Origin of the sequence: Streptomyces abyssalis (assembly GCF_001751365.1) — a bacterium.
In the GTDB taxonomy this organism is placed as follows: domain Bacteria; phylum Actinomycetota; class Actinomycetes; order Streptomycetales; family Streptomycetaceae; genus Streptomyces; species Streptomyces abyssalis.
In genome coordinates, this window is the sequence record NZ_LJGT01000040.1 from 570,976 (window position 1) to 597,223 (window position 26,248).

General features: G+C 70.5%; 21 protein-coding genes. 11 read left to right on the forward strand and 10 right to left on the reverse strand.

Annotation, left to right across the window (positions count from 1 at the left end; genetic code table 11):
* Nucleotides 1-10: 10 nt before the first annotated feature.
* Complete coding sequence (locus AN215_RS17390; RefSeq protein ID WP_420856181.1) at nucleotides 11-1,000, reverse strand: metal ABC transporter substrate-binding protein; 990 nt, start codon at nucleotides 998-1,000, stop codon at nucleotides 11-13.
* A gap of 173 nt (nucleotides 1,001-1,173) precedes the next feature.
* Here AN215_RS17390 and AN215_RS17395 point away from each other — a divergent pair, with 173 nt between their 5' ends.
* Nucleotides 1,174-2,556 (forward strand): glycine--tRNA ligase, encoded by a 1,383-nt coding sequence (locus tag AN215_RS17395; protein WP_070011616.1) that lies wholly within the window; start codon nucleotides 1,174-1,176, stop codon nucleotides 2,554-2,556.
* A 63-nt stretch (nucleotides 2,557-2,619) separates the two neighbouring features.
* On the opposite strand, the gene AN215_RS17400 is transcribed toward AN215_RS17395, so the two are convergent.
* The 3 genes from AN215_RS17400 to AN215_RS17410 form a co-directional block, all read right to left on the reverse strand.
* Nucleotides 2,620-3,249 carry a Uma2 family endonuclease gene (locus tag AN215_RS17400; protein ID WP_338057931.1) on the reverse strand — a complete coding sequence of 210 codons (630 nt, stop codon included), beginning with the start codon at nucleotides 3,247-3,249 and terminating at the stop codon, nucleotides 2,620-2,622.
* A gap of 169 nt (nucleotides 3,250-3,418) precedes the next feature.
* A complete protein-coding gene (locus AN215_RS17405) occupies nucleotides 3,419-4,009 on the reverse strand; it encodes a TetR/AcrR family transcriptional regulator (RefSeq protein ID WP_070011623.1) in 591 nt (196 codons plus the stop codon).
* Between the two features lie 17 nt (nucleotides 4,010-4,026).
* Nucleotides 4,027-5,031 (reverse strand): aldo/keto reductase, encoded by a 1,005-nt coding sequence (locus tag AN215_RS17410; RefSeq protein ID WP_070011624.1) that lies wholly within the window; start codon nucleotides 5,029-5,031, stop codon nucleotides 4,027-4,029.
* Between the two features lie 310 nt (nucleotides 5,032-5,341).
* Between AN215_RS17410 and dusB the strand changes: the two genes are divergently transcribed.
* The gene (gene dusB / locus AN215_RS17415; RefSeq protein WP_070011625.1) at nucleotides 5,342-6,535 is read left to right on the forward strand and encodes a tRNA dihydrouridine synthase DusB; all 1,194 of its coding nucleotides are present in this window, start codon (nucleotides 5,342-5,344) and stop codon (nucleotides 6,533-6,535) included.
* A 100-nt stretch (nucleotides 6,536-6,635) separates the two neighbouring features.
* Nucleotides 6,636-7,694, forward strand: a complete 1,059-nt coding sequence (locus tag AN215_RS17420; protein ID WP_070011626.1) for a zinc-dependent alcohol dehydrogenase family protein — start codon at nucleotides 6,636-6,638, stop codon at nucleotides 7,692-7,694.
* Nucleotides 7,695-7,771: 77 nt separating this feature from the next.
* Here the strand turns inward: AN215_RS17420 and AN215_RS17425 are convergent, their stop codons facing one another.
* The 6 genes from AN215_RS17425 to AN215_RS17450 all read right to left on the reverse strand — a co-directional run bounded on the left by AN215_RS17425 (nucleotide 7,772) and on the right by AN215_RS17450 (nucleotide 14,421).
* The gene (locus tag AN215_RS17425) at nucleotides 7,772-8,227 is read right to left on the reverse strand and encodes a MarR family winged helix-turn-helix transcriptional regulator (protein WP_070011627.1); all 456 of its coding nucleotides are present in this window, start codon (nucleotides 8,225-8,227) and stop codon (nucleotides 7,772-7,774) included.
* 103 nt (nucleotides 8,228-8,330) lie between these two features.
* Nucleotides 8,331-8,558, reverse strand: a complete 228-nt coding sequence (locus tag AN215_RS17430) for a dodecin (protein WP_070011628.1) — start codon at nucleotides 8,556-8,558, stop codon at nucleotides 8,331-8,333.
* A gap of 170 nt (nucleotides 8,559-8,728) precedes the next feature.
* Nucleotides 8,729-10,810: an amylo-alpha-1,6-glucosidase gene (locus tag AN215_RS17435; RefSeq protein ID WP_070011629.1), complete on the reverse strand. Its 2,082-nt coding sequence runs from the start codon at nucleotides 10,808-10,810 to the stop codon at nucleotides 8,729-8,731.
* Entirely contained in the window at nucleotides 10,807-12,465 is a 1,659-nt protein-coding gene (locus tag AN215_RS17440) for an MGH1-like glycoside hydrolase domain-containing protein (protein WP_431306308.1), read from the reverse strand. The genes AN215_RS17435 and AN215_RS17440 overlap by 4 nt, the downstream gene beginning before the upstream one ends.
* A complete protein-coding gene (locus AN215_RS17445) occupies nucleotides 12,462-13,262 on the reverse strand; it encodes a sugar phosphate isomerase/epimerase family protein (protein WP_070011630.1) in 801 nt (266 codons plus the stop codon). The genes AN215_RS17440 and AN215_RS17445 overlap by 4 nt, the downstream gene beginning before the upstream one ends.
* Before the next feature lie 112 nt (nucleotides 13,263-13,374).
* A complete protein-coding gene (locus AN215_RS17450; RefSeq protein WP_070011632.1) occupies nucleotides 13,375-14,421 on the reverse strand; it encodes a zinc-dependent alcohol dehydrogenase in 1,047 nt (348 codons plus the stop codon).
* Nucleotides 14,422-14,582: 161 nt separating this feature from the next.
* Between AN215_RS17450 and AN215_RS17455 the strand changes: the two genes are divergently transcribed.
* The 8 genes from AN215_RS17455 (at nucleotide 14,583) to AN215_RS17490 (ending at nucleotide 26,223) form a co-directional block, all read left to right on the forward strand.
* Nucleotides 14,583-15,998 (forward strand): ABC transporter substrate-binding protein, encoded by a 1,416-nt coding sequence (locus AN215_RS17455; protein ID WP_070011633.1) that lies wholly within the window; start codon nucleotides 14,583-14,585, stop codon nucleotides 15,996-15,998.
* An 85-nt stretch (nucleotides 15,999-16,083) separates the two neighbouring features.
* Complete coding sequence (locus AN215_RS17460; RefSeq protein WP_079123145.1) at nucleotides 16,084-17,154, forward strand: carbohydrate ABC transporter permease; 1,071 nt, start codon at nucleotides 16,084-16,086, stop codon at nucleotides 17,152-17,154.
* Nucleotides 17,151-18,035, forward strand: coding sequence for a carbohydrate ABC transporter permease (locus tag AN215_RS17465; RefSeq protein WP_070011634.1), 885 nt, complete (start codon nucleotides 17,151-17,153; stop codon nucleotides 18,033-18,035). The genes AN215_RS17460 and AN215_RS17465 overlap by 4 nt, the downstream gene beginning before the upstream one ends.
* Before the next feature lie 6 nt (nucleotides 18,036-18,041).
* Nucleotides 18,042-19,322: an ROK family protein gene (locus AN215_RS17470; protein ID WP_079123146.1), complete on the forward strand. Its 1,281-nt coding sequence runs from the start codon at nucleotides 18,042-18,044 to the stop codon at nucleotides 19,320-19,322.
* 17 nt (nucleotides 19,323-19,339) lie between these two features.
* Nucleotides 19,340-20,329 (forward strand): Gfo/Idh/MocA family protein, encoded by a 990-nt coding sequence (locus tag AN215_RS17475; RefSeq protein WP_079123147.1) that lies wholly within the window; start codon nucleotides 19,340-19,342, stop codon nucleotides 20,327-20,329.
* 484 nt (nucleotides 20,330-20,813) lie between these two features.
* Nucleotides 20,814-23,519 carry a pyruvate, phosphate dikinase gene (gene ppdK, locus AN215_RS17480; RefSeq protein WP_070012055.1) on the forward strand — a complete coding sequence of 902 codons (2,706 nt, stop codon included), beginning with the start codon at nucleotides 20,814-20,816 and terminating at the stop codon, nucleotides 23,517-23,519.
* A gap of 251 nt (nucleotides 23,520-23,770) precedes the next feature.
* On the forward strand, nucleotides 23,771-24,559 hold the full coding sequence (locus tag AN215_RS17485; protein ID WP_079123148.1) for a response regulator transcription factor: 789 nt from the start codon (nucleotides 23,771-23,773) through the stop codon (nucleotides 24,557-24,559).
* Nucleotides 24,560-24,627: 68 nt separating this feature from the next.
* Nucleotides 24,628-26,223 (forward strand): sensor histidine kinase, encoded by a 1,596-nt coding sequence (locus AN215_RS17490; RefSeq protein WP_079123249.1) that lies wholly within the window; start codon nucleotides 24,628-24,630, stop codon nucleotides 26,221-26,223.
* The last annotated feature ends 25 nt before the right edge of the window (nucleotides 26,224-26,248 follow it).

The following is a 26,248-nucleotide window of genomic DNA, read 5'->3' on the forward strand; positions in this document are numbered from 1 at the left end:
TGCCGTGGGCTCAGGGGGCGCCGAGTGCGTTCTGCAGCGCGAAGAGGTTCTGGTGCATGACCGAGAAGTAGTCCTGGCCCTTCTTCACGGTCTCCAGTGGGCTGAGTACCCCGGTCCTCAGGTTCAGATCGTTCGCCAGGGTCCTGGCCGTCTTGTCGCTGGCGCTCGACTCGAAGAAGACCGTGTCGACGTCGTCCGCCTTGGCGATCTTGTGCAGCTTCTTCATGCGGGCGCCGCTCGGCTCGGACTCCGGGTCGATGCCGGAGACGGCGGCCTGGTGCAGCCCGTACCGCTCGGCGAGATAGCCGAAGGCGGCGTGAGTGGTGATGAAGGTGTCGGTCTTCTTGCGCGACAGACCCTTCTTGAACTCCTTGTCGAGGGAGTGCAGGCGCTCGGTCAGGGCGCGGGTGTTCTTCTCGTAGTCCTTCTTGTGCGCCGGGTCGGCCTCGGCGAGCTTCTTGCCCACGCCCTCGGCGATCTGCGCGTAGCGGACGGGATCGAGCCAGACGTGCGGGTCGCCGCCCTGCCCGGAGTCCGAGTGCGAGTGGCCGTGGTCCTCGCCGTGGCCCTCGTGGTCCTTGTCTTGGTCCTCGCCGTGGACGTCCTCGCTGTGCTTCTCCAGCGAGGTGTACGAGGAGGCTTCGGCCACGTGCTCCGGCTCGGCCTGCTGGACGCCCTCGTCGACGGCGGGCTGGAGGCCCTTGAGGTAGACGACGAGGTCGGAGTCGGTCAGCCGGCCGGTCTGCTGAGGACTGAGTTCCAGGTCGTGCGGCTCGGAGCCGGGCTTGGTGAGGGACTCGACCTCGACGTGCCCGGCGCCTATCTGCTGGGCGAGGAACTGGAGGGGATAGAAGGACGCGACGACGTTCACCTTCCCGTCCGCCTCCTCCTCGCTGCCCGGGCCACTCGTGCAGGCGGTGAGGGCGAGAGAGCCGACGCCGAGAGCGGTGGCGGCGGCGAGCGCGCGTATCAGACGACGGGAAGCGTTCATGACAGTCATTTTCAGACTACTTGGAAACGATTGTCAAATGATGCGATGGATTCGGGCCGGTGGAGAGCGTGCACGGGCGCCCGCGAATCGATCGCCGTACCGATAGCCGAACCGATTTGATCCGCCCCCCTCATGGCTCGGTAACCTGAAGTATTCCGTCCGCCGTTGATGAAGAGAGCACTGTGGCCGCCGACAAGATCGACACCATCGTCAGCCTGAGCAAGCGCCGTGGCTTCGTGTACCCGTGCAGCGAGATCTACGGTGGTCAGCGTGCCGCCTGGGACTACGGGCCGCTGGGTGTGGAGCTGAAGGAGAACATCAAGCGTCAGTGGTGGCGCGCCATGGTCACATCGCGGGACGACATCGTCGGCATCGACTCGTCCGTGATCCTGGCACCGCAGGTGTGGGAGGCATCCGGCCATGTCGCCACCTTCACCGACCCGCTGACCGAGTGCACCTCCTGCCACAAGCGCTTCCGTGCGGATCACCTGGAGGAGGCGTACGAGGCGAAGCACGGGCGGCTTCCGGCCAACGGTCTCGCCGACGTCAACTGCCCCCACTGCGGCAACAAGGGCGGCTTCACCGAGCCCAAGCAGTTCTCCGGGCTGCTCTCCACGCACCTCGGCCCGACGCAGGACGCCGGCTCCGTCGCCTACCTGCGGCCCGAGACGGCGCAGGGCATCTTCACCAACTTCGCTGCCGTACAGCAGACTTCGCGCAAGAAGCCGCCGTTCGGCATCGCGCAGACGGGCAAGTCCTTCCGCAACGAGATCACGCCGGGCAACTTCATCTTCCGCACCCGCGAATTCGAGCAGATGGAGATGGAGTTCTTCGTCAAGCCGGGCGACGACGAGAAGTGGCACGAGTACTGGATGCAGCAGCGCTGGTCCTGGTACACGGATCTCGGCCTGAGCGAAGAGAACATGCGCTGGTACGAGCACCCGCAGGAGAAGCTCTCGCACTACTCCAAGCGCACCGCCGACATCGAGTACCGGTTCAACTTCGGCGGCAACGAGTTCTCGGAACTCGAAGGCGTCGCCAACCGCACCGACTTCGACCTCACGGCGCACTCGAAGGCCTCCGGGCAGGACCTGTCCTACTTCGACCAGGAAGCCGGGGAGCGCTGGGTCCCGTACGTGATCGAACCTGCGGCAGGCGTCAACCGCGCGATGCTCGCATTCATGCTCGACGCCTACATCGAGGACGAGGCGCCCAACGCCAAGGGCAAGCTGGAGAAGCGCAACGTGATGCGGCTCGACCCGAGGCTCGCCCCCGTCAAGGTGGCCGTGCTTCCGCTGTCGCGTAACGAGAAGCTGTCGCCGAAGGCGCGCGGCCTCGCCGAGACGCTGCGCCGGCACTGGAACATCGAGTTCGACGACGCCGGCGCCATCGGCCGCCGCTACCGCCGTCAGGACGAGATCGGCACGCCCTTCTGCGTCACCGTCGACTTCGACACCCTCGACGACAACGCCGTCACGGTGCGCGAGCGCGACACGATGAAGCAGGACCGCGTCTCGCTCGACCAGATGGAGAGCTACCTGGCCGGGCGGCTGCTGGGCTGCTGACCGCTGAGCTGTACGAACGTGAAGGGCCGGTTCCGCCGCGGCGGAACCGGCCCTTCACGCTGTTCAGCCGGCCTCTGTCTGCTCGCCGCCGTCTGCGGTCGGTGCCGCGAAGCCGGTGGTGTCCAGCTCGCAGCCGAAGGGCTCGGGAATGTGCAGCGTCTTCCCGAACGGCACGGTCGTGTGGGCCGTGTAACCCTTCGCCGACGGCGTCGAGAAGACCGTTGCCGACTCCTCCTCCATGTCCAGGAGCAGATACACGGGGACGCGGGTCCTGCCGTAGACCCGGAGTTTGTCCTCCCAGTCGGCGGTGCGCGTCGACCGCGAGGTGAGTTCGGCGACCAGTGAGAGTGCGTCGCCGTCGATGTACCGCTTCGTGGTGTCGAACGCGTTCCGTGCCGCAACGTAGAAATCGGGGCCGTACGCACGCTCCTCACCGGGGAAGGTGAAGAGGAACGGAGCGTCGCCGCAGGTCTCGCCCTCGGGTAGGTGCGGCCTCAGCTGCTCCCGAATCGCTTCCATGACCCCGAAGTAATATCCCTTCGACCACGGTGACATGACGATGTTTCCCCCGATGATCTCCGCCCGGTAACCGTCGGGCACGTCCATGCTCAGCAGCGTCCGGCACAGCGCCTCGAAACCGGGCGGGCCGTCGGGGGTCTCTATGGGCGTCGATGACGTGGGTCGCTCAAGCATTACCGTCATGATGCGCCTTTCTTTCTGGGTGATCCAGTCGTCACTCAGGGTATTCGGAGCCACTGACAACGGGCTGCGGGCCGATGGCTCACGACAGGAGGCCGTCAACACCGGTTCCGCGGTGCCGAATCCGTCCGTCGGAGTACGGGGCCCGCGCTGCCCGTCCCGGTCAGGCGCGGAGGCCGCGGATGACCAACGTCCGTACCGCTGCGAAGTCTTCGTCGATGCCTGGGCGCGACCACTCCGCGGCGTACGCCGGGTCGTGGAAGCGGCCCGTCGCCTGGAACACCGCACGGGCGGCCTCGGTCGGGAAGCCGACCGAGTCGGAGGCGAAGACGCCCTCCCGGCGGCCGTCCTCGATGATGCGGGCGAGCTGGCCGACCAGATCGCCGATGTGCCGGTCGACGACGGCGCTCATGTCGCCGGTCAGGACCGAGTACGTGGCGAACAGCTCCGGATCTCCGCCCGCCTTGTGGCGCTTGGCCTCGAAGAGCCTGGTGAGCCAGCGGTCGAGGCGCTCCTCAGCCGGGGCGGAGTCGTCGACGACGGGGGTCAGCAGCTCGCTGGTGCGGTCCAGCCAGCGCTGGGTGACCGCCTCACGGAGGGCGGCCTTGGTGCGGAAGTGGCGGTAGACACTGCCGTGGCTGACGCCGAGGGCGCGCGCGACGTCCACCACCGTGGCCTTGCTGGGCCCGTAGCGGCGCAGCACCTCCTCGGTGGCCTCGAGAACACGCTCCGCAGTCAGCGCTTCCGACACCATCGGGCCCCCTGTTCTGGCTATTTCTCGCTGTCGAGGTGCGCCATCTGGGCCGCCGGATACCGGTCGCCGGCGGCGGAACCGGCGGGGACCGCCTGCTCGATGGCGTCGAGATCGTCCGCGTCGAGAGTAACGTCAAGCGCCGACAGGGACTCCGCCAGCCGCTCGCGGGTACGGGCGCCGATCAGCGGAACGATGTCCTCGCCTCGCGAGAGAACCCAGGCGATGGCGGTCTGGGCGACGGTGACCCCCTTTCCGTCGGCGACACGGCGCAGCGCCTCGACGAGCGTGAGGTTGCGCTCCAGGTTCTCGCCGGAGAAGCGCGGGCTCATGCTGCGGAAGTCGCCCGGCGAGAGCTCCCGTTGGCTGGACCAGTTGCCGCTGATGAGGCCGCGGGAGAGCACTCCGTAGGCTGTGACGCCGATGCCCAGTTCGCGGCAGGCGGGGAGGATCTGGTCCTCGATGCCGCGGGAGATCAGCGAGTACTCGATCTGCAGATCGCTGACGGGAGCCACCGACGCGGCCTTGCGAACGGTCTCGGCGCCGACCTCGGAGAGGCCGATGTGCCGCACGTGACCGGCCGTGACCAGCTCGGCGATGGCACCGACGGTCTCCTCGACGGGGACGGCCGGGTCGAGGCGGGCGATCCGGTAGATGTCGATGTGGTCCGTGCCGAGGCGCTGGAGCGAGTAGGCGGCGAAGTTCTTCACCGCCTCGGGGCGGCCGTCGTAGCCGGTGAAGCCGCCCTCGACCGTTCGCAGGGCGCCGAACTTCACGCTGATCAGGGCCCGTTCGCGGTGGGCGGCCGATGTGGTGCGCAGGGCCTCGTTGATGAGCAGTTCGTTGTGGCCCATGCCGTAGAAGTCGCCGGTGTCCAGCAGGGTCACGCCCGCGTCGAGGGCGGCGTGGACGGTCGCGACGGATTCGGCACGGTCGGTGTCGCCGTAGAGGGCGGACATGCCCATGCAGCCGAGGCCGAGAGCCGAGGTGCGGGGGCCGTTCTTTCCGAGGACGCGGGTCTGCATGGAGCGCTCCTTGGGGTGGTGGGTGCCGGTGTGCCGCCGGGGCTCCGCTGAGCGGGGCGGCTTGCGGTGACAACTATGGCATGACAGATGACAGATTTCAATATCTGTCAGTCCAACCCCCATCCATCCAAGGTCAGGCCTGCTCCGTGCGGCCCCCGCCCCCTCCGACGCCCCTCGTAAGGCCGCCCCGCCGATGCGGGACAATGGGAGACCGCGCGCCCGCCCGGCCGCGCATGCAACGCGATGCCGCGCACACGGGCGGCCCCGCGACCGCACCGTCCGTACGAACGTCCCGGAGGACGCCGCCGTCATGACGCCGCCGCTCCACATCGGTCCCCACACCGTCCAGCCGCCTGTCGTGCTGGCGCCGATGGCCGGGATCACGAACGCGCCGTTCCGGACCGTGTGCCGGGAGTTCGCCGAAGGCGGCCAGGGGGGAGGCGGGACGAGTCCCGCGGCAGATTCCGTGAGCGGTGCCCGCAAGGGCCTCTTCGTCAGCGAGATGATCACGACGCGGGCGCTCGTCGAGCGGAACGCGAAGACCATGCAGCTCGTGCGTTTCGAGGACAGCGAGCGCCCGCGGTCCATCCAGCTGTACGGGGTGGACCCGGTCACCGTCGGCAAGGCGGTCCGGATGATCGCGGACGAGGACCTGGCCGACCACATCGACCTCAACTTCGGCTGCCCGGTGCCGAAGGTGACCCGCAAGGGCGGCGGTTCGGCCCTGCCGTACAAGCGGCCGCTGCTGCGCGCGATCCTGCACGAGGCGGTCGGCAACGCGGGCGGCCTCCCCGTCACGATGAAGATGCGAAAGGGCATCGACGACGGCCACCTGACGTATCTGGACGCCGGCCGCATCGCCGTCGACGAGGGGATCACCGCGATCGCCCTGCACGGCCGCACCGCCGCACAGCACTACGGCGGCACCGCCGACTGGGACGCCGTGGCCCGCCTCAAGGAGGCGGTGCCCGAGATCCCCGTACTGGGCAACGGCGACATCTGGTCCGCAGGCGACGCGCTGCGGATGGTCCGCGAGACCGGCTGCGACGGTGTCGTCGTCGGGCGGGGCTGTCTCGGGCGGCCGTGGCTGTTCGGCGATCTCGTCGCGGCGTTCGCGGGAGAGGGCGAAGAGGCGTACGCGCGGCCTCAGTTCGGCGAAGTGGCGCGGGTGATGCTGCGCCACGCGACGCTGCTGGGGGAGTGGCTGGGCGACGAGGCACGCGGAGTGATCGACTTCCGTAAGCACGTGGCCTGGTACACCAAGGGCTTCTCGCTCGGTTCGCAGGCCCGCCGCCGGCTCGCGGTGGCGGCCTCGCTGGACGAACTCGCCGGGCTGCTCGACGCCCTCGACCCTGACGAGCCGTGGCCGCACGGCGCGGACGGCCCGCGCGGCCGCACCCACGGGCGCAACAAGGTCGTGCTGCCCGACGGCTGGCTCGACGACCCGTACGACTGCGCCACAGGCGTCGGCGCGGAGGCGGAACTGGATACTTCGGGCGGTTGAAGTCCCCTGTCACAGGGCTTGGTCAGGACCAGCCGGAGTTTTATCCGGAACGGATAGGCAAGCGCGTGTGCACGTCACGTGACTGGGAGACTCCCTCCTTGTGAAGGCCATCGTCTACGAGGAGTTCGGGCACCACCCCGCACTCCGTTCGGTACCCGACCCCGCACCTGCCCCAGGCGGTGTGGTGATCGAAGTCGACGCCACGGGCCTGTGCCGCAGCGACTGGCACGCGTGGCGCGGTCACGACCCCGATGTGAAGCTGCCGCATGTCGGCGGCCACGAGTTCGCGGGGACCGTCGTCGCCGCGGGCTCCGGATCGGGGCTGCCCTGGGTGGGGCGGCGCGTGACGGTGCCCTTCGTCTGCGGCTGCGGCGCCTGCGCGCAGTGCGTCACGGGGAACCAGCAGGTGTGCGAGCAGCAGACCCAGCCGGGCTTCTCCCACTGGGGTTCCTTCGCCCAGTACGTCGCGATCGACAACGCCGACGGCAACCTCGTCCCGCTGCCCGACTCCCTCAAGGCCCCCGCGGCGGCCGCGCTGGGCTGCCGCTTCGGCACGGCCTACCGTGCGGTCATCCGGCAGGGCCGCGTCACCCCGGGGGAGTGGGTCGCCGTGCACGGCTGCGGCGGCGTGGGGCTCTCCGCGGTGATGGTGGCGGTGGCGAGCGGCGCACGGGTCGTGGCGGTGGACATCTCCGCCGCTGCGCTGAAGGTCGCCGGCGACCTCGGCGCGGAAGCGACAGTGGACGTCTCCAGCGTGGACGACGCCGCCGCCGGTGTCGTCGAAGTCACCCACGGGGGCGCGCACTTGTCCCTGGACTGCCTCGGCGATCCGCGCACCTGCTGCGCGTCCGTACGGAGCCTGCGGCGGCGCGGACGGCATGTGCAGGTCGGTCTGCTGCCGTCCGACGAAGGCACGCCGGCCATCCCGATGGACCGGGTCGTCGCACACGAGCTGGAGGTGCTCGGCAGCCACGGCATCCAGGCGCACGAGTACCCGGGGCTGCTCGGCCTTGTCGAGTCGGGTGTGTTCAAGCCGGAGCTGCTGGTACGGCGCACCATCGATCTCTCGGAGGCGCCTGCCGCGCTGATGGAGATGGACATCCCGGTGCCCGCCACACCCGGAGTGACCGTGATCAAGCCGGAGTCGCCGAAGTCCTGAACCCGCCGTGCCCGGGCGTGCCGGCCGCGCTCCGGCGGCCCCGGACCCGTCTGTGCCCGTCCGTGGCGTCGCGTACGTCAGTGGTGCCAGAACCGGCCGTCGACATTGCGGATCATGCGCTGCAGGACCTTCAGCGTCCGCACGTACTCCTCGTCCGTGATGTCCGAGTGGATGCGGTCGCGCAACGACTGCTGCAGCGTGGCCAGTTCGGCGTGGAGAGCACTGCCTTCCGCGGTGAGCCGCAGCCGTTCGACGTCGTCCTGACGGGCCCAGTCCCGGGCGACGACGGCGTCGATCTCCGCGTCAAGGTGCGAGCCCACGTCCAGGTAGCCGCTGAGGACGGCCGTCAACTGCTCGCGTGTGCGGCCGTGCTCGCTTCCGGCGAGCTGCGCCAGTACCCACCACTGAGGCTGGCTGACCCCGTGTGCCGCGAGCGCCTCGCGGATGTGACCGACGACGGCCTTGTGCGCCGCCCAGCTCCAGTAGCCGATCGGCTGGCCGGCCAGTTCCGTGTCGGGGTGTGAGAACTCCATGGTCCGCCCTCGTCCTTCCGTCGTCGTGTGCGCGGCTGACGAGAGCGAACCTAGAAGTTGAACTCAAGTTGAAGTCAAGCGACGGCCGGTCCGGGCGGGCGTGTCAGCCTCCTGCGGACTCGCCGTCCTCCAGCCGGAACCCGACCTTCATGCAGACCTGGTAGTGCTCGATCTGCCCCTCTTCGATCTGGCCGCGCACCTGCGTGACCTCGAACCAGTCCAGATGGCGCAGGGTCTCCGAAGCACGGCTGATCCCGTTGCGGATAGCGGCGTCCACGCCCGCGTGGGACGTGCCGACGATCTCGGTCACCCGGTAGGTGTGCTCGCTCATGCGGACCTCCGCAGGCCTCGTTCGTCCTGTGTGTTCCTCCCCGGTGCCCGGATCTGCCCGGAATACGCAGCACCGGGAGCCGCGGACGCGAAGAGGCCGCCGAAGAGGCCGCCCCCGGCCGCAGGGGGGACGGCGGCCAGGGGCGGCGGGTGAGGGACTGCGCGGGGGTGTCAGGTGCCCGGCGCGTCCCCCACGGCTGTGAGCAGCGCGAGCGGCGTGGCGGCGGCCCACGCCTGCGGAGAACAGGCATGCGGATAGGGGACGGGGTCCGGGTGGTCGCCTCGCCCGTAGCCGGCGAGCACCTCGGGCAGCCGGTAGTTCTGCCTGGCGGCGGCCTCGACCATGCCGCCGGCGAGCGTGCGGGCCTCCTCGTGCAGCCCGTACCGGGCGAGCCCGAGCGCGATGACGGCGTTGTCCTGCGGCCAGATGCTGCCCCGGTGGTAGGAGAGCGGGTGGTACGGGGCCTGGCCGGCGGCCACCGTGCGTACGCCCCAGCCGGAGAAGAAGTCCTCCCGGAGCAGCCGGCGGCCCACCCGCTCGCCCGCCTCCTGGCCGAGAATCCCGGACCAGAGCAGATGGCCCGCGTTGGAGGCGAGGATGTCGGCGCGGCCGCCTTCCGCTGGATTCCGGCCGGGGGCGCCTCCGGTGAGTGCGAGGAGGGGGAAGTCCTGCTCCGGCATCCAGAAGTCCGCCTCGAAGCGTTCGCGCAGCGCCGCTGCCGCCTTGGACAGCCGTTCGGAGTATGCCTCGTCCTGCCAGACCGTACGGGCCAGCCCTGCGGTGCGGCACAGCGCGTCGTACGCGTAGCCCTGCACCTCGGCGACCATGACGGCGCCCGTGGGGCGTGTGCCGTCGGCGGTGCACACGGCGCCCGGCGAGTCCTTCCAGTTCTGGTTGGCGAGGCCGCCTTCGTGTGCGTGGTAGGCGAGATAACCGTGTTCGTCCAGGCCGCCGTGGGTGAACATCCAGTCGACGGCGGCGCGTGCATGGGGTTCGAGACGGCGTGCGAGGGCGGTCCCGCCCGGAGAGCCGGTCCCGTCGTCCGGGGTGCCCGCGCCGTTCCCGCGCAGCTGTTCGCTGTACGCGCCGAGGAGGATCAGGAAGAGCGGCGTGGAGTCCACGGAGCCGTAGTAGCGCCCGTAGGGGACCTGCCCGAAGTGGGCCAGTTCCCCGTGGCGCAGCTCGTGCACGATCTTGCCGGGCTGCGCGAGACGTCCGGGCTCCTCCTCGCGCGCCTGGGAGGCGGCGAGTGCGAGCAGCGTGGGACCGGCGAGCTGCGGCCGGTAGGGGAGGGCGAAGAGCGAGGTGAGGAGGGAGTCCCGGCCGAAGAGGGTCAGGAACCAGGGAACTCCCGCGCCGGGTATGAGCAGTTCCTCGCCTTCGGGGCCGCGTGCGGTCACGCGGAGACCGGCCAGGTCGGCGAGCCCTTGTTCGCAGGCCCGGGCCAGCTCCGGCCAGTCGGTGAGCCGTGAGGGTACGGGCTCCGCTGAGGTGAACTCCTCGGTGCGCGCCCGCAGCCAGGAGACGGCGGCGGCCGGGTCGCCCGCCGGTGCGGACGCGGAACCGCCCCGCACCGTCGCCGGACCGCCGTGCACCGGGGCGCCGTGCGGATGTGCCGTGACCCGCAGCGTCAACTCGGCCGTGCCGTGCGGCGGGAGCTCCAGAAGCCAGCTCAACTGCCGTGCGGAGCTGCCGGTTTCCTCGACGGTGAGCGGCGCGGGGTCCGCGGTGATGCTCGTACGGGAATGCCACTCGCCGCGCCGGTAGCCGAACTCCACGCCGTCCGGCAGCACTTCGTGCGTACGGACCGAGTGCGGCTTGTCGTAGGAGCGGTGGTCCGAGCGCAGCTCGAACTGGTCGGCGAAGTCGGCGTCGGCCGTGAGCGTGAGCCGCGCGGTCGTGGCTTCGCCCAGGTTGCTGGTGAGCCGGATGCGTTCGGTCAACTCGCCTCTCACAACGGCCTGTTCGCGGAAGACCGTGTAGGCCGGCGGCTCCTCGCGGGTGCCGTGCGGCGTGAGCACGGCGGCGCCACCCTCGGATGCGGACACCAGGACCGCCGGGGACGAGCCGTCCACCGTGAGCTGCCAGCGGCTCAGATGCCGCGCGTCACGCACGAACAGGCCCTCGGGGACCGTGCCTTCGGACTGCGCACTGGACAGGAACCGGCCCGGGGGTCCGCTCACGTCCCCGGACGGGCCCAGTACGGCGAAGGTGCCTTCGTGCACGAGCAGGCGGTGCTCGGTCGCGTTCACAGGTCGGGTCCTTCCTCGGACTCGGATTCGGGCTCGGGCTTGGACTCGGACGACTGGGGTGACTCACGCGTGGACTCTGCTGGGCTCATTGACGTGAATCCGGCCTGCTGAACCTCCGGTACGGACTCATGGCCTGAATCCGGCTCCTTCAGCAGGTCGAGGGCGAGCGCCGCGGTCCAGCTGAAGTCACGGGTGCCACGGGCCGCTCCGGTGTACGGGTCGAGGTACTCGGCGAAGCGGGACGCGGCTGCCGCACCGAGCACGTCCGCGCGCAGCGTGTCGGCGCGCTCCGTCTCGCCGCAGCGGCGGAGACCGCGCTCCAGCAGCCAGTTGACGTTGAACCAGGCCGGGCCGCGCCAGTAGCGGGACGGATCGAAGGCCGGACCGCGCAGGTCGTAACTGGGAAGGAGCCGCACGCTCGTGCCCAGCCCGAAGTGCTCACCGGCGAGGGTGCGCAGCAGGGCGGCGGTGATGTGGCGCGGCAGGCCCGGCACGATCAGCGGGAGGAGTCCCGCGGCGCTCCGTGCGTCCACGAGCGCGCCCGCAGGCGCTGTGCGGGATGCCCTTGACGGGGGGCTCGCCGGGCGCTGGTCCGGCCCGCCGCCGCGCGGTCCGCCGCGCAGGTCCCGCAGATCCCGGCAGAGGAACTGGCCCGCCTCCGGCGACCACAGCCGCCGCACGAGGGCGTCCGTCAGCGCGGCGGCACGCTCACGGTGGGGTGCTGGGTCGCCGCCGAGTTCTCGTGTGATGGCGGCGAGCGCGTGCTCGGAGAGGATGAGCAGGCTGTTGAAGGAGGGGTCCTCGACGGCGAACGGATGGGGCGCGTCCGCGTCGCGGTACCCGTGGTCCCGGTAGCCGGCGGCGAGGGCCACGTAACGCCCGTAGTCCAGGTCGGTGGGCCGGTCGGCTGCGGCGCCGTGTGCGAGGTCGGCGCGGCGGAAGGAATCCGCGGCGGCCGGTTCGACACGGGCCAGCGGACCGTCCCAGCAGGGGCTGTTGTCCATGCCGGGCTCCCACGGATGCACCGCCGCGGCCAGCCCGCCCCCGCCGATGTCGCGCCGCTCGGCGAGGTACCGGTGCCAGGCGGCCAGCCGCGGGCGCACCCGCCCCAGGAAGCCGCGGCGCCGGGAGGTCGCCGGGTCCGCCAGATGCACCAGCCAGGCCGCGAGCGCGTGCACGGGCGGCTGGACGATCCCGGAGGTCTCGACTCCGCGCGGTGCGCCCGGACCACCCCTCGCCGCGCCCGTGCCACCGGTCGCGGCGGCCCCCGCCGAGGAGGAACGCCAGAAGTCGGGACCGGGGAAGTAGGCGTCGGGCGGCACACGGGGGTTGAAGACGATGTGCGGGATGCGGCCGTCCTCCCACTGGCCGCCCAGCAGCGTCTCCAGTTCGCGCTGTGCCCGTACGGCCGAGAGATGGCGCAGCCCGATCGCGATGAACGCCGAGTCCCAGCTCCACTGGTGCGGATACAGGCCGCGGGACGGCACCGTCGAGGCGCCGGTCCAGTTGCCCAGCAGCACGCGGTGCGCGCCGCGTCTGATGCGGGCCCGCTCCGCACTCCCCGGAAACCGGTGCGGGGGCAGCGAGTCGGGGGGTGCGGTGCTGTGCGCGGTCCCCGACGTCGCCGACGCGGACGCCGGCGCGGCGGCGTTCACGCTGCGGCCCGGGCGAGGAACGCCGGTACGGAGCCGACCGCTTCGGCGGGATCGCCGGTCAGCCGGCACTCGACGGCCAGCTCTCCCTCGTATCCCGCGGCGTCCAGCGCGCCGAGCCAGGCAGGCCAGTCCAGGTGCCCCGCGCCCGGCTGGAAGCGGTTGGAGTCGCTGACCTGGGCGTGTCCGATGTAGGGAGCCGCGGCGAGGATCGCCGCCGGAGGGTCCGCCTCCTCGATGTTCATGTGGTAGCTGTCGATGCCGACGCGTACGGAGTCCAGCCCCGTCTCACGGATCAACTCCACTGCCTGGCCGAGCCTGTTGACCATGTGGTCCTCGTAGCGGTTGAGCGGTTCGAGGAAGAGCGCGACGCCCTCGCGGCGTGCGTGCTCACCGAGCTCGGTCAGCCCGGCGAGCAGCACCTCGCGGTCCTCCTCCTCGCTGCGCGGCGGCTCGAAGGGCGGCAGGCGCCGCGAGAACATCCCGTACGAGGCGGGGGTCATCGCCCCGCGGCCGCCCAGTTCACCGATCACGGAGAGCTGCGACTTCATCTGCTGTACGGCGTCGCGCCGCAGGTCCTCGTCGAAGGCGCCGAAGAAGTGCCGCATCTCCACGCACACCGTCGGCATGACGACGCCGTCCGCCAGCGCCCGGCGCAGTTCGGGCAGCCGGTCGCGGAACGCGAAGTCGCCCCTTCCGCGCAGCTCGATGGCGCCGTAGCCCGCGGCACGGGCCACCTCCCACTTCTGCTGCAGGGTCTCGCCCGGGAGCAGTTGCTCCTGGCAGGCGGTTGTGAACATGGCCGGGCCTTTCGCGGGGTGCGTCGGTGCATAGGTGCATCAGGTGGGTCGGGTGGGTCGGGTGGCCGGATGGCCGTGGGCGTGAACGGAGCGGACGCCCGTCCCGCCGGGCTCAGAACGCGAGCACGATCTGCAGGGCGTCCGCCGGGCGTTCGTCCAGCAGGGCGTAGGCGTCCGCCGCGTCCGCGACCGGGACGACATGGCTGACGAGCGACTTCACATCCACCCGCTCCTCGGCGACCAGCCGCAGAAACGTCCGCTGAAGCCGCTCCACGCTCCACCTCCCGGACAGCTCCTGCGGTACGCCCCCGATCTGCGAACAGATCAACTGCGCCCTGTTGTGGTGGAATTCGTCGCCGAGGCGCAGCCCCGCACCATCGCCCTGGTAGAAGCCGGATGCGACGACGCGTCCGCCCACCGCGACCGATCGCAGCGCCTCGTGCAGCGCGGCGTAGGAGCCGCTGATCTCGATGGCCGCGTCCGCGCCCCGGCCGTCGGTCGACTCCCGTATGCGTTCGGCGACTTGGTCCTCACGGGCGTCCAGGGTGACGTCCGCCCCGTAGCGGCGGGCGACGGGCAGCCGTACGCCGAGAGCGTCGACGGCGGTCACGCGGGCGCCGCTGAGCCGGGCGAGGCGGGTGGTCAGCAGACCGATGACGCCCTGCCCGAACACCGCCACGTCCTCGCCGAGATTGATGCCGGTGCCGAGCACCGCGTTGTACGCGATGGCCCCTACGCGGGCGAACGCCCCGGCGAGAGGTTCGAGCCCGGCGGGAAGCGTGTGCCCGGCCAGCCGCTCCGCCGGTACGACGCCCTCGCTGCGGTGGCCCCAGATGCCCCAGGCCAGGTCGCCGACGTGGGGCATGCCGGGCAGCTCCGCCGACTCGGGGGAGATCTCGGTGACTTCGCCGACCTCGGAGTAGCCCCAGCCGGTCACCGGATACTCGATGCCGGCCGCGCCGTCCCGGAAGAGCCGGGCCTCGGGGTCCCAGGTGCGGGTGAGATACGGGTTCGTGCCCCGGTACGCGGTCAGTTCGGTGCCCGCGGATATGCCCGAGTAGAGCGTGCGGAGCCGCACATGGCCGGACGGCAGCGGCACTCGTTCGTGCTCCGCGACCTCCACCTGCCGTGGGCCGGTGAACTGGACGACTTGCTCCACAACGCACTCCGAAGACTTGGTTCTCTCACGTGGGGCTCTGACGTGGGCCTCTCAAGTTCCGTCGAAGGTACATGAGAGTTACGTCTTGTTAAAAGACAGAAGTGGTGCTGAGATGCATGGCGATAAAGCGGAAGCCTGATGAGTACGAGGCAGAGGTGCGTATGTGGAGGCGGCGTTCGAGCGCGAGGAAGCCGGCCGCGGCAGCCGTGGCCGTATCGCTGAGCGCCGCGCTGCTCGCGGGATGTTCGGCCGACGCACAGGCCGGGCCCGGCAAGGCGGACAACCGGATCACCGTGTGGACGCTGGAGAACCTGCCGGCTCGCATGGCGGCGGAGAAGAAGATGGTGGCCCGCTTCGAGAAGAAGAGCGGAGTGCGCGTCGAACTCGTCGGCGTGGACGAGGGCCAGCTCCCGCAGCTGATCATGTCCGCGGCGGCGTCCGGCAATCTGCCCGACGTCATCGGCTCGCTGCCGCTCGGCCAGGCCTGGCAGATGTACGGCAACGGGCTGCTGAACACCAAGGCCCCCGCCGACATCGTCAAGGAGCTGGGCCGCGGCACCTTCAACCCGAACGCCCTCGAGCTGACTTCCAGCGGCCCGGACCGGCTCACCGTCCCGTCCGACGCGTGGCTCCAACTCCTCGTCTACCGCAAGGACTTGCTGAAGAAGGCCGGTCTTCCCGCACCCGACAGCTACGCGACGATCCTCAAGGCCGCCCGGAAGCTGGACCGCGGCCGCATGCACGGCATCTCGCTGGCCACCGACCCCTCCGACGCCTTCACCCAGCAGAGCTTCGAGGACCTGGCGCTCGCCAACGACTGCCAACTCGTGACCGAGGGCGAGGTGGCGCTGGACTCATCGGCGTGCCGCCGCACCTTCGCCACGTACGACCAACTGGCCCGTGAGCACGGAGCTCCCGGGACGCAGACCGTCGACACCACCCGTGCCACCTACTTCGCGGGCAGGTCACCGATGATGGTGTGGTCCTCGTTCCTGCTCGACGAGCTGTCCGGGCAGCGCGCCGACGCCGTGCCGAACTGCCAGGAGTGCAAGGAGAACAAGGAGTTCCTCGCAGAGAACAGCGGCATCACCACGGCCCTGAAGGGACCGGACGGCCGTAAGCCGGTCCAGTTCGGCGAGATCACCTCCTGGGCGCTGACCCGCACCGCCGAGACCGGGGCCGCCGGCGAGTTCGTGAAGTACATGCTCAGCGACGGCTACGAGGACTGGTTCGGGATGGCCCCCGAAGGCAAGATCCCCGTGCGGGAAGGCACTCCGGACGACCCGGACAAGTACACCCGGGCCTGGCACTCCAGCCGCCTCGGCGTCGAGGCGGAGGTCCGCAAGCCGCTGAACTCGATCTATCCCGACGAGCTGCTGGACGAACTGGCCGACGGCGTCAGCGTGATGCGCCGCTGGGGGTTCACCCAGGGCGAGGGCGCGCTCGTCGGCGCCACGAACGGCGAACTGCCCGTACCCAAGGCCGTCGGCGCCATGACCAGTGGCCAGACCACGCCGGAGGAGGCGGCCCGCGAGTCCCAGGACGAGGTCGACGCGCTACGGCAGTCCCTGCGATGAGCGGTCCCCGCACCCACGTCACTCCAGGCACGCACACCCGAAGTACGCACACCCGAGGTACGCACACACCCGAGGTACGCACACGATGACGCATTCCACGACCACCGCACCGGACGGCGCCCCGCGTCCCGGCGACGCGTCCGGTGCCGGCGCCGCCGCGGACGGACGGCGCCCCCGCCGCTTCCCCGGCCCGCGCGGTCCCGGCGGCCCCCGCCGTCCGCTCACCGCGAGCAGCCGGGAGAACCGCGCCGGGCTGGCCTTCGTCACGCCCACCGTGGTCGTCGTGACGGTCGTCGTCGTGCTGCCGATCCTGTGGACGGTGCTGCTCGCCTTCCAGAACGCCAGGCTCGTCGACATCCAGGGAATGGGGCTGCTGGGGGACTGGACGCTGGAGAACTTCCAGGCCGTCTTCGGCTCTCCCGGGTTCTGGACCAGTCTGTGGACGACGCTGCTCTACACCGTCGGCTCGACGGCCGGCTCGATCGCGCTGGGCCTCGTCGCAGCGCTGGCCCTGCGCAAGCCCTTCCGGGGCCGGGGCCTGGTGCGCGGCTCGATGCTGCTGCCGTACGTGGCGCCCGTCGTCGCCGTCGCGTTCGTCTGGGAGATCGCCCTCAGCCCGCAGTTCGGCATCGTCAACGAGTGGGGTGCGAAGCTGCTCGGCTGGGACGACCCCGTCGCCTTCCTCTCCACCCGCTCCTACGAAGTCTCACTGCTCGGGCTCGACTTCGAGGTGCCGCTCGCGCTGCTGACCGTCATCGCCTTCGAGACCTGGCGCTACTTCCCCTTCGCGTTCCTCTTCCTGCTGGCCCGTCTCCAGGCGGTGCCGGACAGCCTGGAGGAGGCCGCGAAGGTCGACGGCGCGGCGCCCACCCAGCGCTTCCGGCACGTCCTGCTGCCGCAGCTGATGCCCGTCGTCGCGCTGCTGTGCGTGCTGCGCTTCATCATGGAGTTCAACAAGTTCGACGACGTGTATCTGCTGACGGGCGGCGGCTCCGGCACCGACGTCGTCGCCGTGCGCGTCTACGAATTCCTCACCGCACGCTTCGACGTGGGCGCCGCCGCGGCCCAGGCGCTGGTGCTCGCCGTCATCCTGATGGCGCTGCTGGGCCTCTACTTCGCGTTCTTCGGCAGGAAGGTCCAGGAGGAGTCCTCGTGAGCACCCAAGTCCCCTTCAGCCGGGCCCGGTTCGAAGAGCGTCTCTTCGGCGTGCTCCGCTGGGTCGTGATCGTCTTCCTCGCACTGATCACGCTGGTGCCCTTCTACTACATGGTGCTGCTGTCGGTGAAACCCATCGACGCGCTCCTGCTGGACCCCGGCCGGCTGTGGGTGTCCACGAAGGAGTTCACCCTGAGCACGTACGAGGAGGTCCTCAGGCCGACCGCCGAGGGCGGCCAGGGATTCCTGGACATGCTCTACAACTCCGCGCTCGCCTCGGTCGGCGCCGTGGTGCTGACACTGCTCGCGGCGATTCCCGGCTCGTACGCGGTGAGCCGGCTGCGCTTCTTCGGCGGGCGGCATCTCAGCGCGCTCTTCCTCGCGGTCTACCTCTTCCCGGCGACGCTGCTGGCCGTGCCGCTCTTCGTGATGTTCGCGAAGATCGGGCTGCAGGGCAGCATCGTCGGGCTCGCGATCGTCTACATCGCGCAGACCGTGCCCGTCTCGATCTACATGCTCAGGAACTACTTCGCGACGATCCCCTTCAGCATCGAGGAGGCCGCCGCCCTGGACGGCTGTTCGCGCCTGCAGACGATCCGCAAGGTCGTACTGCCGCTCGCCGCACCGTCGTTGATGGCGACCGGCCTGTACATCTTCATGATCGCCTGGAACGAGTTCCTCTTCGCTCTGCTCTTCCTCGCGGCCACGCCGGAGAACTGGACGGTCTCGCTCGGTCTCCAGCAACTGGCCAACGGCATCGAGGTGTCCAAGACCGTGCTGATGGCAGGATCGGTCGTGCTGACCGTTCCCGTGGTGCTCCTCTTCCTCGCCGCGGAACGGCTGCTGACGGAGGGCCTCACCAGCGGTGCGGACAAGAGCTGAGGAGCGATGACCGGAAAGCCGACAGCCGGAAGGACGACGACCGGAAAGCCCGTGGCCGGAAAGGCGGCGACCGGGAACCAGGCGAGCGCGGGACATCTGCTGCGGCTCGTACGGGACGGCAGCGCCACCACCCGAGGTGCCCTGCAACGGGCCACCGGGCTCTCCCGGTCCACCGTCGGACACCGCCTCGACCAGCTCTTCGCGGCGGGCTGGCTGCGCGAGGGCGAGGCGGCACCGGTCGAGAGCTCCGGAGGCGGACGGCCCTCCACACGGCTGGAGTTCGACTCGGAACACGCCGTCGTGCTCGCCGCCGACCTCGGCACCCGGCACACGAGCGCCGCCGTCGTCGACCTCGCAGGCAACGTGCTGGCCGAACGCTCCGGCGAGATGCTGATCGCGGACGGCCCGGAGCACGTACTCGACGTCCTCGCGCAGTGGTTCGCCGCTCTGCTGAAGGAGACGGGCACGCCGCACGAGCGGGTGTGCGGCATGGGACTGTCCGTACCGGGCCCCGTCGACTGGGCCTCCGGTCTGGTCGTGCAGCCGCCGATCATGCCCGGCTGGGACGGATACCCGATCCGGCGGAGACTCCAGGAGGCGTGGGCGCGGCACACCGCCGCCGACGGGCCCGTGGCCGGTGTGCCGGAGGTGCCCGTACTCGTCGACAACGACGCCAACCTGATGGCCTACGCCGAACAGCGCGCCGGCCACCCGGACTGCACGGCCTTCCTGCTGGTGAAGGTCTCCACCGGCATCGGCGCGGGTGTCGTCGCCGACGGGCGGCTCTACCGGGGAACCGACGGCGGCGCGGGCGACATCGGCCACATCCGGCTGCACGACTGCCCGGAGGCGCTGTGCATGTGCGGCTCCTACGGCTGTCTGGCCGCCGTCGCCAGCGGCCGCGCACTGGCCGCCCAGCTCTCCGACGCCGGCGTCACCACCACCTCGGGCACGGGCGTACGCGACCATCTGGCCGCCGGACAGCCGGACGCGGTGCGGCTCGCACGGGAGGCGGGACGCAGGGTCGGTGAAGTGCTCGTCACCGTCGTCACGCTGCTCAACCCAGGTGTGCTGATGATCGCGGGCGATCTCGCGGGCACGCCGTTCGTCACCGGCGTACGGGAGTTGCTGTACCAGCGGGCCATGCCCCGCACGACCGCACATCTGAGCGTCGTCACCTCGCGGCTCGGCGAGCGGGCCGGTCTTCTCGGGGCCGCCGCCGTCGTCGTCGAGGACCTCTACTCGCCCGAGCGGGCCGACGCCCGTCTCGCCGCCCTCGGCCGCTGATCCCGGAAGGAACGCCCATGACGGAGACGGAGACCGTGACGGAGGCCGGGGCGGGGGCAGGGACCGGCGCGGCCACCGAGCCCGAACCCGAGCCCGGGCACGGGACCGGGACGACCGGGGCCGAGCCGTGGACCGGTGACCCCGTACGCGTCGGACTCGTCGGCGCCGGGCCCTGGGCCCGCACCATGCACGCCCGGATGCTGGCGGCAGGTCCGGAGACGGAACTGGTGTCGGTGTGGGCGCGCAGGCCCGAGGCCGCGGCAGAGGTCGCCGGGCCGTACGGGGCGTCCGTGGCGGCCTCCTTCGCCGAACTCCTCGACGTGTGCGAGGCGGTGGCCTTCGCCGTACCGCCCGCGGTCCAGGCCGGGCTGGCCGTACGTGCCGCCCGGGCAGGCCGGGCGCTGCTGCTGGAGAAGCCACTGGGGGAGGACCTCGCTTCGGCCCGTGCGCTCGCCGACGCCGTGGACGAGGCCGGAGCCGTCTCGCAGCTCGTCCTGAGCAAGCGGTACCACCCCGGCACCCGCGAATTCCTGTCCCGGGCACGGCGGTTGAAGGTCGCCGGCGCCCGTTCCTGCTACATACACGGAGCCTTCCTGGGCGGGGAGATGGCCACCGCCTGGCGTCTGGAGCACGGTGCGCTGCTCGATCTGGGGCCTCATCTCCTGGACCTGCTCGACCTCGCCGTCGGCCCCATAGCCGAGGTGCGCGGTACGGGGGACTCGCGGCGGTGGATCGAGCTGACCTGCGAGCACGAGAACGGCGCGGTCAGCCAGGCGTCCCTGTCCGGAGCGATACGGCTCGCCCGCGCCCGCACCAGGATCGAGCTCTACGGCGAAGAGGAGGAACTGGTCTACGACGCCGCGGAGTTGGATCCGGAGGAGGGCTGGCCGGTGCTTCGCCGCGAGTTCGCCGAGGCCGTGCGCGGCAGGCGTTCCGCGGACCCGGACGCGCGGCGGGGCCTGCGTCTGCAGGAGCTGCTGGAACAGGTACGCGGAAGCACGGCCTGAACGTCACCGCGTTCGGCCCGCGGGCCGCGGCCCGCGGCCCCGGACCGGATACCCCCGGTACGGCGAACCGGAGAACCGGAGAACCGCGATTCCCGCGGTCCCGGTCCTCCTGTCCGCATCGTGAGACCAAGCAGTCACCCGCAGGCGTGATTCTCGCCACCTTGATCAGTGATGCGCTCAGATGAGCGCTCACGTGGGCGGTCAACATCTCCAAGGAGCAGACCGGGACTTTACCCGTCCTAGATTCATCCCCCGAAGGGCGTGATGACGCACAGTGCTCATCGGCGGGGAGCCGGTGGCGTGGTGAAGTCGTGAATTCGACTTGTGGAGTCGATCTTTACGGCCGTACGAGGAGGCCGCCGCCTTCGATCCTCGCCGTCCGGGTGGTTACGGCCCTTTGGCGTACCGCTGGACGTACGTCCCTGCCTTCGATCTGGGTACGCTCCCCGCCGTCAGGCCAGCCGTCCACAAGGGGTCGAGTGCCGTGCCGGATCACGATGCAGCGCAGAAGTTCGTCTACGACTTCACAGAGGGCAACAAGGACCTCAAGGACCTCCTCGGTGGCAAGGGGGCCAATCTCGCCGAGATGACGAATCTCGGCCTCCCGGTCCCGCCGGGATTCACCATCACCACCGAGGCGTGCAAGGTCTACCTCGACAGCGGTGAGGAACCCGGCGCGCTCCGCGACGAAGTCAGCGCCCATCTCGACGCGCTGGAACGGAAGATGGGCAAGAAGCTCGGCCAGGCCGACGACCCGCTGCTGGTGTCCGTACGGTCCGGCGCGAAGTTCTCGATGCCCGGGATGATGGACACCGTCCTCAACATCGGGCTCTCCGACGACTCCGTGAACGGCCTGGCCGCGCAGTCCGGCGACGAGCGCTTCGCATGGGACTCCTACCGCCGGCTCATCCAGATGTTCGGCGACACCGTTCTCGGCATGGACGGCGAGGTCTTCTCCGAGGCCATGGAGCAGGCCAAGAGCCTCAAGGGCGTCACCAGCGACGTCGACCTCGACACGGCGGACATGCAGATGCTGGCCGAGAAGTTCAAGCATCTGGTGCTGAAGGAGACCGGGCGGGACTTCCCGCAGGACCCGCGCGAGCAGATGGACCTCGCCGTCAAGGCGGTCTTCGACTCGTGGAACGGCGAGCGCGCCAAGCTCTACCGCCGTCAGGAGCGCATCCCGCAGGACCTGGGCACGGCCGTCAACGTCTGCTCGATGGTCTTCGGCAACCTCGGCCCGGACTCCGGCACCGGTGTCGCCTTCACCCGCGACCCCGCCACCGGCCAGCAGGGCGTCTACGGCGACTACCTGCAGAACGCGCAGGGCGAGGACGTCGTCGCGGGCATCCGCAACACCGTGCAGCTCGCCGAGCTGGAGCGGCTGGACAAGGCCTCGTACGACCAGCTGATGCAGATCATGGAGACCCTGGAGACCCACTACAGGGATCTGTGCGACATCGAATTCACCATCGAGAGCGGCAAGTTGTGGATGCTGCAGACGCGCGTCGGCAAGCGCACCGCAGCCGCGGCCTTCCGCATCGCCACGCAGCTCGTCGACCAGGGCCTCATCGACGAGGCCGAGGCGCTGCAGCGGGTGAACGGCAACCAGCTCGCACAGCTGATGTTCCCCCGCTTCGACAGCAACGGCGGTGTCCGGGACGCCGACGAGATCGGCTGGGGCATCGCCGCCTCGCCGGGCGCGGCCGTGGGCAAGGCCGTCTTCGACTCGTACACCGCGATCAAGTGGTCCCGTTCCGGCGAGAAGGTCATCCTCATCCGCCGCGAGACCAACCCGGACGACCTGGACGGCATGCTCGCCGCCGAGGGCATCCTCACCTCCCGCGGCGGCAAGACCTCGCACGCCGCCGTCGTCGCACGCGGCATGGGCAAGACCTGTGTGTGCGGCGCGGAGGAGCTGGAGGTCGACACCAAGCGGCGCTGCCTGAAGACTCCGGGCGGGCAGGTCATCGAGGAGGGCGACGTCGTCTCCATCGACGGCTCCACGGGCAAGGTCTACGCCGGTGAGGTGCCGGTCGTGCCCTCGCCCGTCGTCGAGTACTTCGAGGGCCGCATGCACGCCGGGGCCGACGACGCCGACGAGCTGGTCAAGGCCGTCCACCGGATCATGGCGTACGCGGACCGGGTGCGCCGTCTGCGTGTACGGGCCAACGCCGACAACGCCGAGGACGGAGCACGCGCACGGCGCTTCGGAGCGCAGGGCATCGGTCTGTGCCGCACCGAGCACATGTTCCTCGGTGAGCGGCGCAGCCTCGTCGAGCGGCTCATCCTGGCGGAGTCCGAGGAGGAGCGGCACGAGGCGCTGGAGGGTCTGCTGCCGCTCCAGCAGGGCGACTTCACCGAGCTGCTGGAGTCGATGGACGGGCTGCCGGTGACGGTACGGCTGCTGGACCCGCCGCTGCACGAGTTCCTGCCGGACATCACCGAGCTGTCGGTGCGGGTCGCGCTCGCCGAGTCCCGCAGGGACGCCAACGAGAACGACCTGCGGCTGCTCCAGGCGGTGCACCGGCTGCACGAGCAGAACCCGATGCTGGGGCTGCGCGGCGTACGGCTGGGGCTCGTCGTGCCCGGCCTGTTCACGATGCAGGTACGGGCCATCGCGGAGGCCGCGGCCGAACGCAAGGCAGGCGGCGGCGACCCGCGAGCGGAGATCATGATTCCGCTGGTGGGCACCGTGCAGGAGCTGGAGATCGTCCGCGAGGAGGCGGAGGCGGTCATCGCGGAGGTCGAGGAGCGCCACGAGGTGGAGCTGAACCTCACCCTCGGCACGATGATCGAGCTGCCCCGCGCGGCGCTGACGGCCGGCCAGATCGCCGAGTGCGCCGACTTCTTCTCCTTCGGCACCAACGACCTCACCCAGACCGTGTGGGCGTTCAGCCGGGACGACGTGGAGGCCAGCTTCTTCACCGCGTACCTGGAGAAGGGGATCTTCGGGGTCTCCCCGTTCGAGACGATCGACCGGGAGGGCGTCGGCGAACTCGTCCGGCTCGCCGTGGAGAAGGGCCGCGCGACGCGGCCCGACCTCAAGCTCGGCATCTGCGGCGAACACGGCGGCGACCCCGACTCCGTGCACTTCTTCCACGAGGTGGGGCTCGACTACGTCTCCTGCTCGCCCTTCCGCATTCCCGTCGCCCGGCTGGAGGCGGGCCGGGCGGCAGCCGCGGACTGACCCGCGTCCGAGACTCCGGTCCCGGCTCCGCGTGACGAGCCGGACCGGTCTTCCCCGGCCCGCCCCGCGCCCGCGACCTCACCGGCGGCGGGACGGGCCCGGGAACCCGGGGGGCGGCACCTGTGCGGAGGTGCCGCCCCCCCTTGTGCGCCGGCGGACGGCCTCCTCGGGGCTCCCGAGGGGCAGGAATTCTCAGCGGATTCACAGGAATCCCAAAGGAATCTCTCAGGGTGAGCGCTCACTCTGAGCATATGAACGAGACCGCCGCTCCCCGGGACCATGCCTGCCGCGTCCTCGTTGTGGACGATGAGGACGCGCTCAGCGACCTGCTGTCGATGGCACTGCGCTACGAGGGGTGGGAGACGCGGGCCGAGGGCGACGGCACCTCGGCGTTGCGCACCGCTCGCGAGTGGCGGCCGGACGCGGTGGTGCTGGATGTGATGCTGCCGGACATGGACGGGCTGGCGGTGCTCGGCGGGCTGCGGCGGGCGTTGCCCGAGGTTCCCGTCCTGTTTCTGACGGCCAGGGACGCCGTGGAGGACCGTATCGCCGGACTGACGGCGGGCGGCGACGACTACGTCACCAAGCCCTTCTCCATCGAAGAGCTCGTTGCCCGGCTGCGTGGGCTGCTGCGCCGGTCGGGTGCGCTGAGCGTGCGGCCGGAGTCGGTGCTCGTCGTCGGCGACCTCACGTTGGACGAGGAGAGCCACGAGGTGGCGCGGGGCGGCAGCGAGATCGAGCTGACGGCGACGGAGTTCGAGCTGCTGCGCTATCTGATGCGCAACCCGCGGCGGGTGCTGAGCAAGGCGCAGATACTGGACCGGGTGTGGAGCTACGACTTCGGTGGCCGCGCGAATGTCGTGGAGCTCTACGTCTCATATCTGCGCCGGAAGATCGACGCCGGGCGGCAGCCGATGATCCACACGCGCCGGGGCGCCGGATATCTCATCAAGGCCGCGTCCGGTGAGCATGCCGGGATCACGGCTCGCGCGGGATCCCTGAGCCCGTCCGGCGGGCTCGCGGGGGAGGACGAGCGGTGAAGCGGCCGCGGCGGCCACGGACGGGCCGGCGCTGGTCGCTGCGTACTCAGCTGGTGGTCTCGGCAGTGATGCTGATCGCCGTGGTCTGCGCGGTGATCGGCACGGTGACGGCGATAGCCGTCAACTCCTCGCTGGAGTCGCGTCTCGACGACGAGCTGCGCGCCTCGGTGCAGCGTTCGTACGGGCCTCCCGGCGCGTCCGTGCCGCGCCCTGACGACATGCGCTTCGTCGCCGTACCGGGCCAGCCGATCGGCACTGTCGGTGCGCGCACCGGCGACGACGGCGGTCTGACCGGCACCGCGCGGAGCACGGACCTGAGCGGTGGCCCGGCCATGGACCTGTCCGACCGGCTTGCGAGGCTGACGGCCGAACAGAGCAGGGCGCTGGAGAAGGTGCCGCGCGACGGCCGTCCGCACACGGTGTCGCTGCCGGAGCTGGGCGACTACCGCGTCCAGTCCGGGGCGCCTCCCGGAGAGGAGGCCGGCCTGCTGGTCGGTCTGCCGATGAGCGGGGTCCAGTCGACCCTGAAAACCCTCGTCGTCGTCGAAGTGTGTGTTTCGGCCGCAGGTCTGGTCGCTGCGGGCATCGCGGGCGCCGCGACCGTACGGATCGCGCTGCGTCCGCTGCGCCGTGTCGCCGCTACCGCGACGAAGGTCACCCGGCTGCCCCTGCACAGCGGCGATGTGGAGCTTCCGCACCGGGTGTCCGAGCGTGACACGGATCCGCGTACCGAGGTGGGCCAGGTCGGCGCCGCCCTGAACAGCATGCTGGGGCACGTGGGCGCCGCGCTGGAAGCACGTCAGGAGAGCGAGACCCGGGTACGGCAGTTCGTGGCGGACGCCAGCCATGAACTGCGCACCCCGCTGGCTTCCATCCGCGGATACGCCGAACTGACCCGGCGGGTCTCCCGTGATCCGCGCCGGCCGGGCAAGGACGCCGGTACGTCGGGCAGGGACGCAGGCTCGTCAGCGGACGGCGGCGCGCAGGAGACCGTCCCGCCGTGGGGGCCCGACGCCCTGCACGCTCTCGACCGGATCGAGGCCGAGGCGGCACGGATGTCGGGGCTCGTGGAGGACCTTCTGCTGCTCGCCCGGCTCGATGCCGGGAGGCCGTTGGAGCGTGAACCCGTAAGCCTCTCTTCGCTCGTCGTGGACGCGGTGAGCGACGCCCGAGCGGCGGGGCCGAGGCACCTGTGGCGGCTGGAGCTGCCGGCCGAACCCGTCGAAGTACCCGGGGACGGCATGCGATTGCAGCAGGTGCTGGGCAACCTGCTCGCGAACGCCCGTACGCACACGCCGCCCGGCTCCACGGTCACGGCACGCGTGCGTTCCGAGCCTGAGGGACGCGAGGGCCGCCAGGTCGTCGTCGAGGTCGAGGACGACGGTCCCGGCATCCCCGCTGATGTACTGCCGCACGTCTTCGAGCGATTCGCCCGAGGAGACGCCACGCGGTCACGCGCGCACGGCAGCACCGGGCTCGGTCTGGCCATCGTGGAAGCCGTCGTCACCGCGCACCACGGGCGGGTGAGCGCGGACAGCGCGCCGGGCAGTACGGTCTTCGCGGTGCGGTTCCCGTCCGCAGCGCATGCGGCTCACGCGGAACAGCCGGAACAGGCGTCACGAAGCGATTCACAGCCCACTCAAAGGCTCAGCACACCCTCCTGACAGGGCAGTTGACAACTGTTCGGGG

What these genes read in the sequence shown, in the direction of transcription:
- AN215_RS17390 (WP_420856181.1), bottom strand. Translation starts at nt 1,000, where the DNA reads ATGACTGTCATGAACGCTTCCCGTCGTCTGATACGCGCGCTCGCCGCC.
- AN215_RS17400 (WP_338057931.1), bottom strand. Translation starts at nt 3,249, where the DNA reads ATGCTTGAGCGACCCACGTCATCGACGCCCATAGAGACCCCCGACGGC.
- AN215_RS17405 (WP_070011623.1), bottom strand. Translation starts at nt 4,009, where the DNA reads ATGGTGTCGGAAGCGCTGACTGCGGAGCGTGTTCTCGAGGCCACCGAG.
- AN215_RS17410 (WP_070011624.1), bottom strand. Translation starts at nt 5,031, where the DNA reads ATGCAGACCCGCGTCCTCGGAAAGAACGGCCCCCGCACCTCGGCTCTC.
- dusB (WP_070011625.1), top strand. Translation starts at nt 5,342, where the DNA reads ATGACGCCGCCGCTCCACATCGGTCCCCACACCGTCCAGCCGCCTGTC.
- AN215_RS17425 (WP_070011627.1), bottom strand. Translation starts at nt 8,227, where the DNA reads ATGGAGTTCTCACACCCCGACACGGAACTGGCCGGCCAGCCGATCGGC.
- AN215_RS17430 (WP_070011628.1), bottom strand. Translation starts at nt 8,558, where the DNA reads ATGAGCGAGCACACCTACCGGGTGACCGAGATCGTCGGCACGTCCCAC.
- AN215_RS17445 (WP_070011630.1), bottom strand. Translation starts at nt 13,262, where the DNA reads ATGTTCACAACCGCCTGCCAGGAGCAACTGCTCCCGGGCGAGACCCTG.
- AN215_RS17455 (WP_070011633.1), top strand. Translation starts at nt 14,583, where the DNA reads ATGTGGAGGCGGCGTTCGAGCGCGAGGAAGCCGGCCGCGGCAGCCGTG.
- AN215_RS17460 (WP_079123145.1), top strand. Translation starts at nt 16,084, where the DNA reads ATGACGCATTCCACGACCACCGCACCGGACGGCGCCCCGCGTCCCGGC.
- AN215_RS17470 (WP_079123146.1), top strand. Translation starts at nt 18,042, where the DNA reads ATGACCGGAAAGCCGACAGCCGGAAGGACGACGACCGGAAAGCCCGTG.
- AN215_RS17475 (WP_079123147.1), top strand. Translation starts at nt 19,340, where the DNA reads ATGACGGAGACGGAGACCGTGACGGAGGCCGGGGCGGGGGCAGGGACC.
- AN215_RS17485 (WP_079123148.1), top strand. Translation starts at nt 23,771, where the DNA reads ATGAACGAGACCGCCGCTCCCCGGGACCATGCCTGCCGCGTCCTCGTT.
- AN215_RS17490 (WP_079123249.1), top strand. Translation starts at nt 24,628, where the DNA reads ATGCTGATCGCCGTGGTCTGCGCGGTGATCGGCACGGTGACGGCGATA.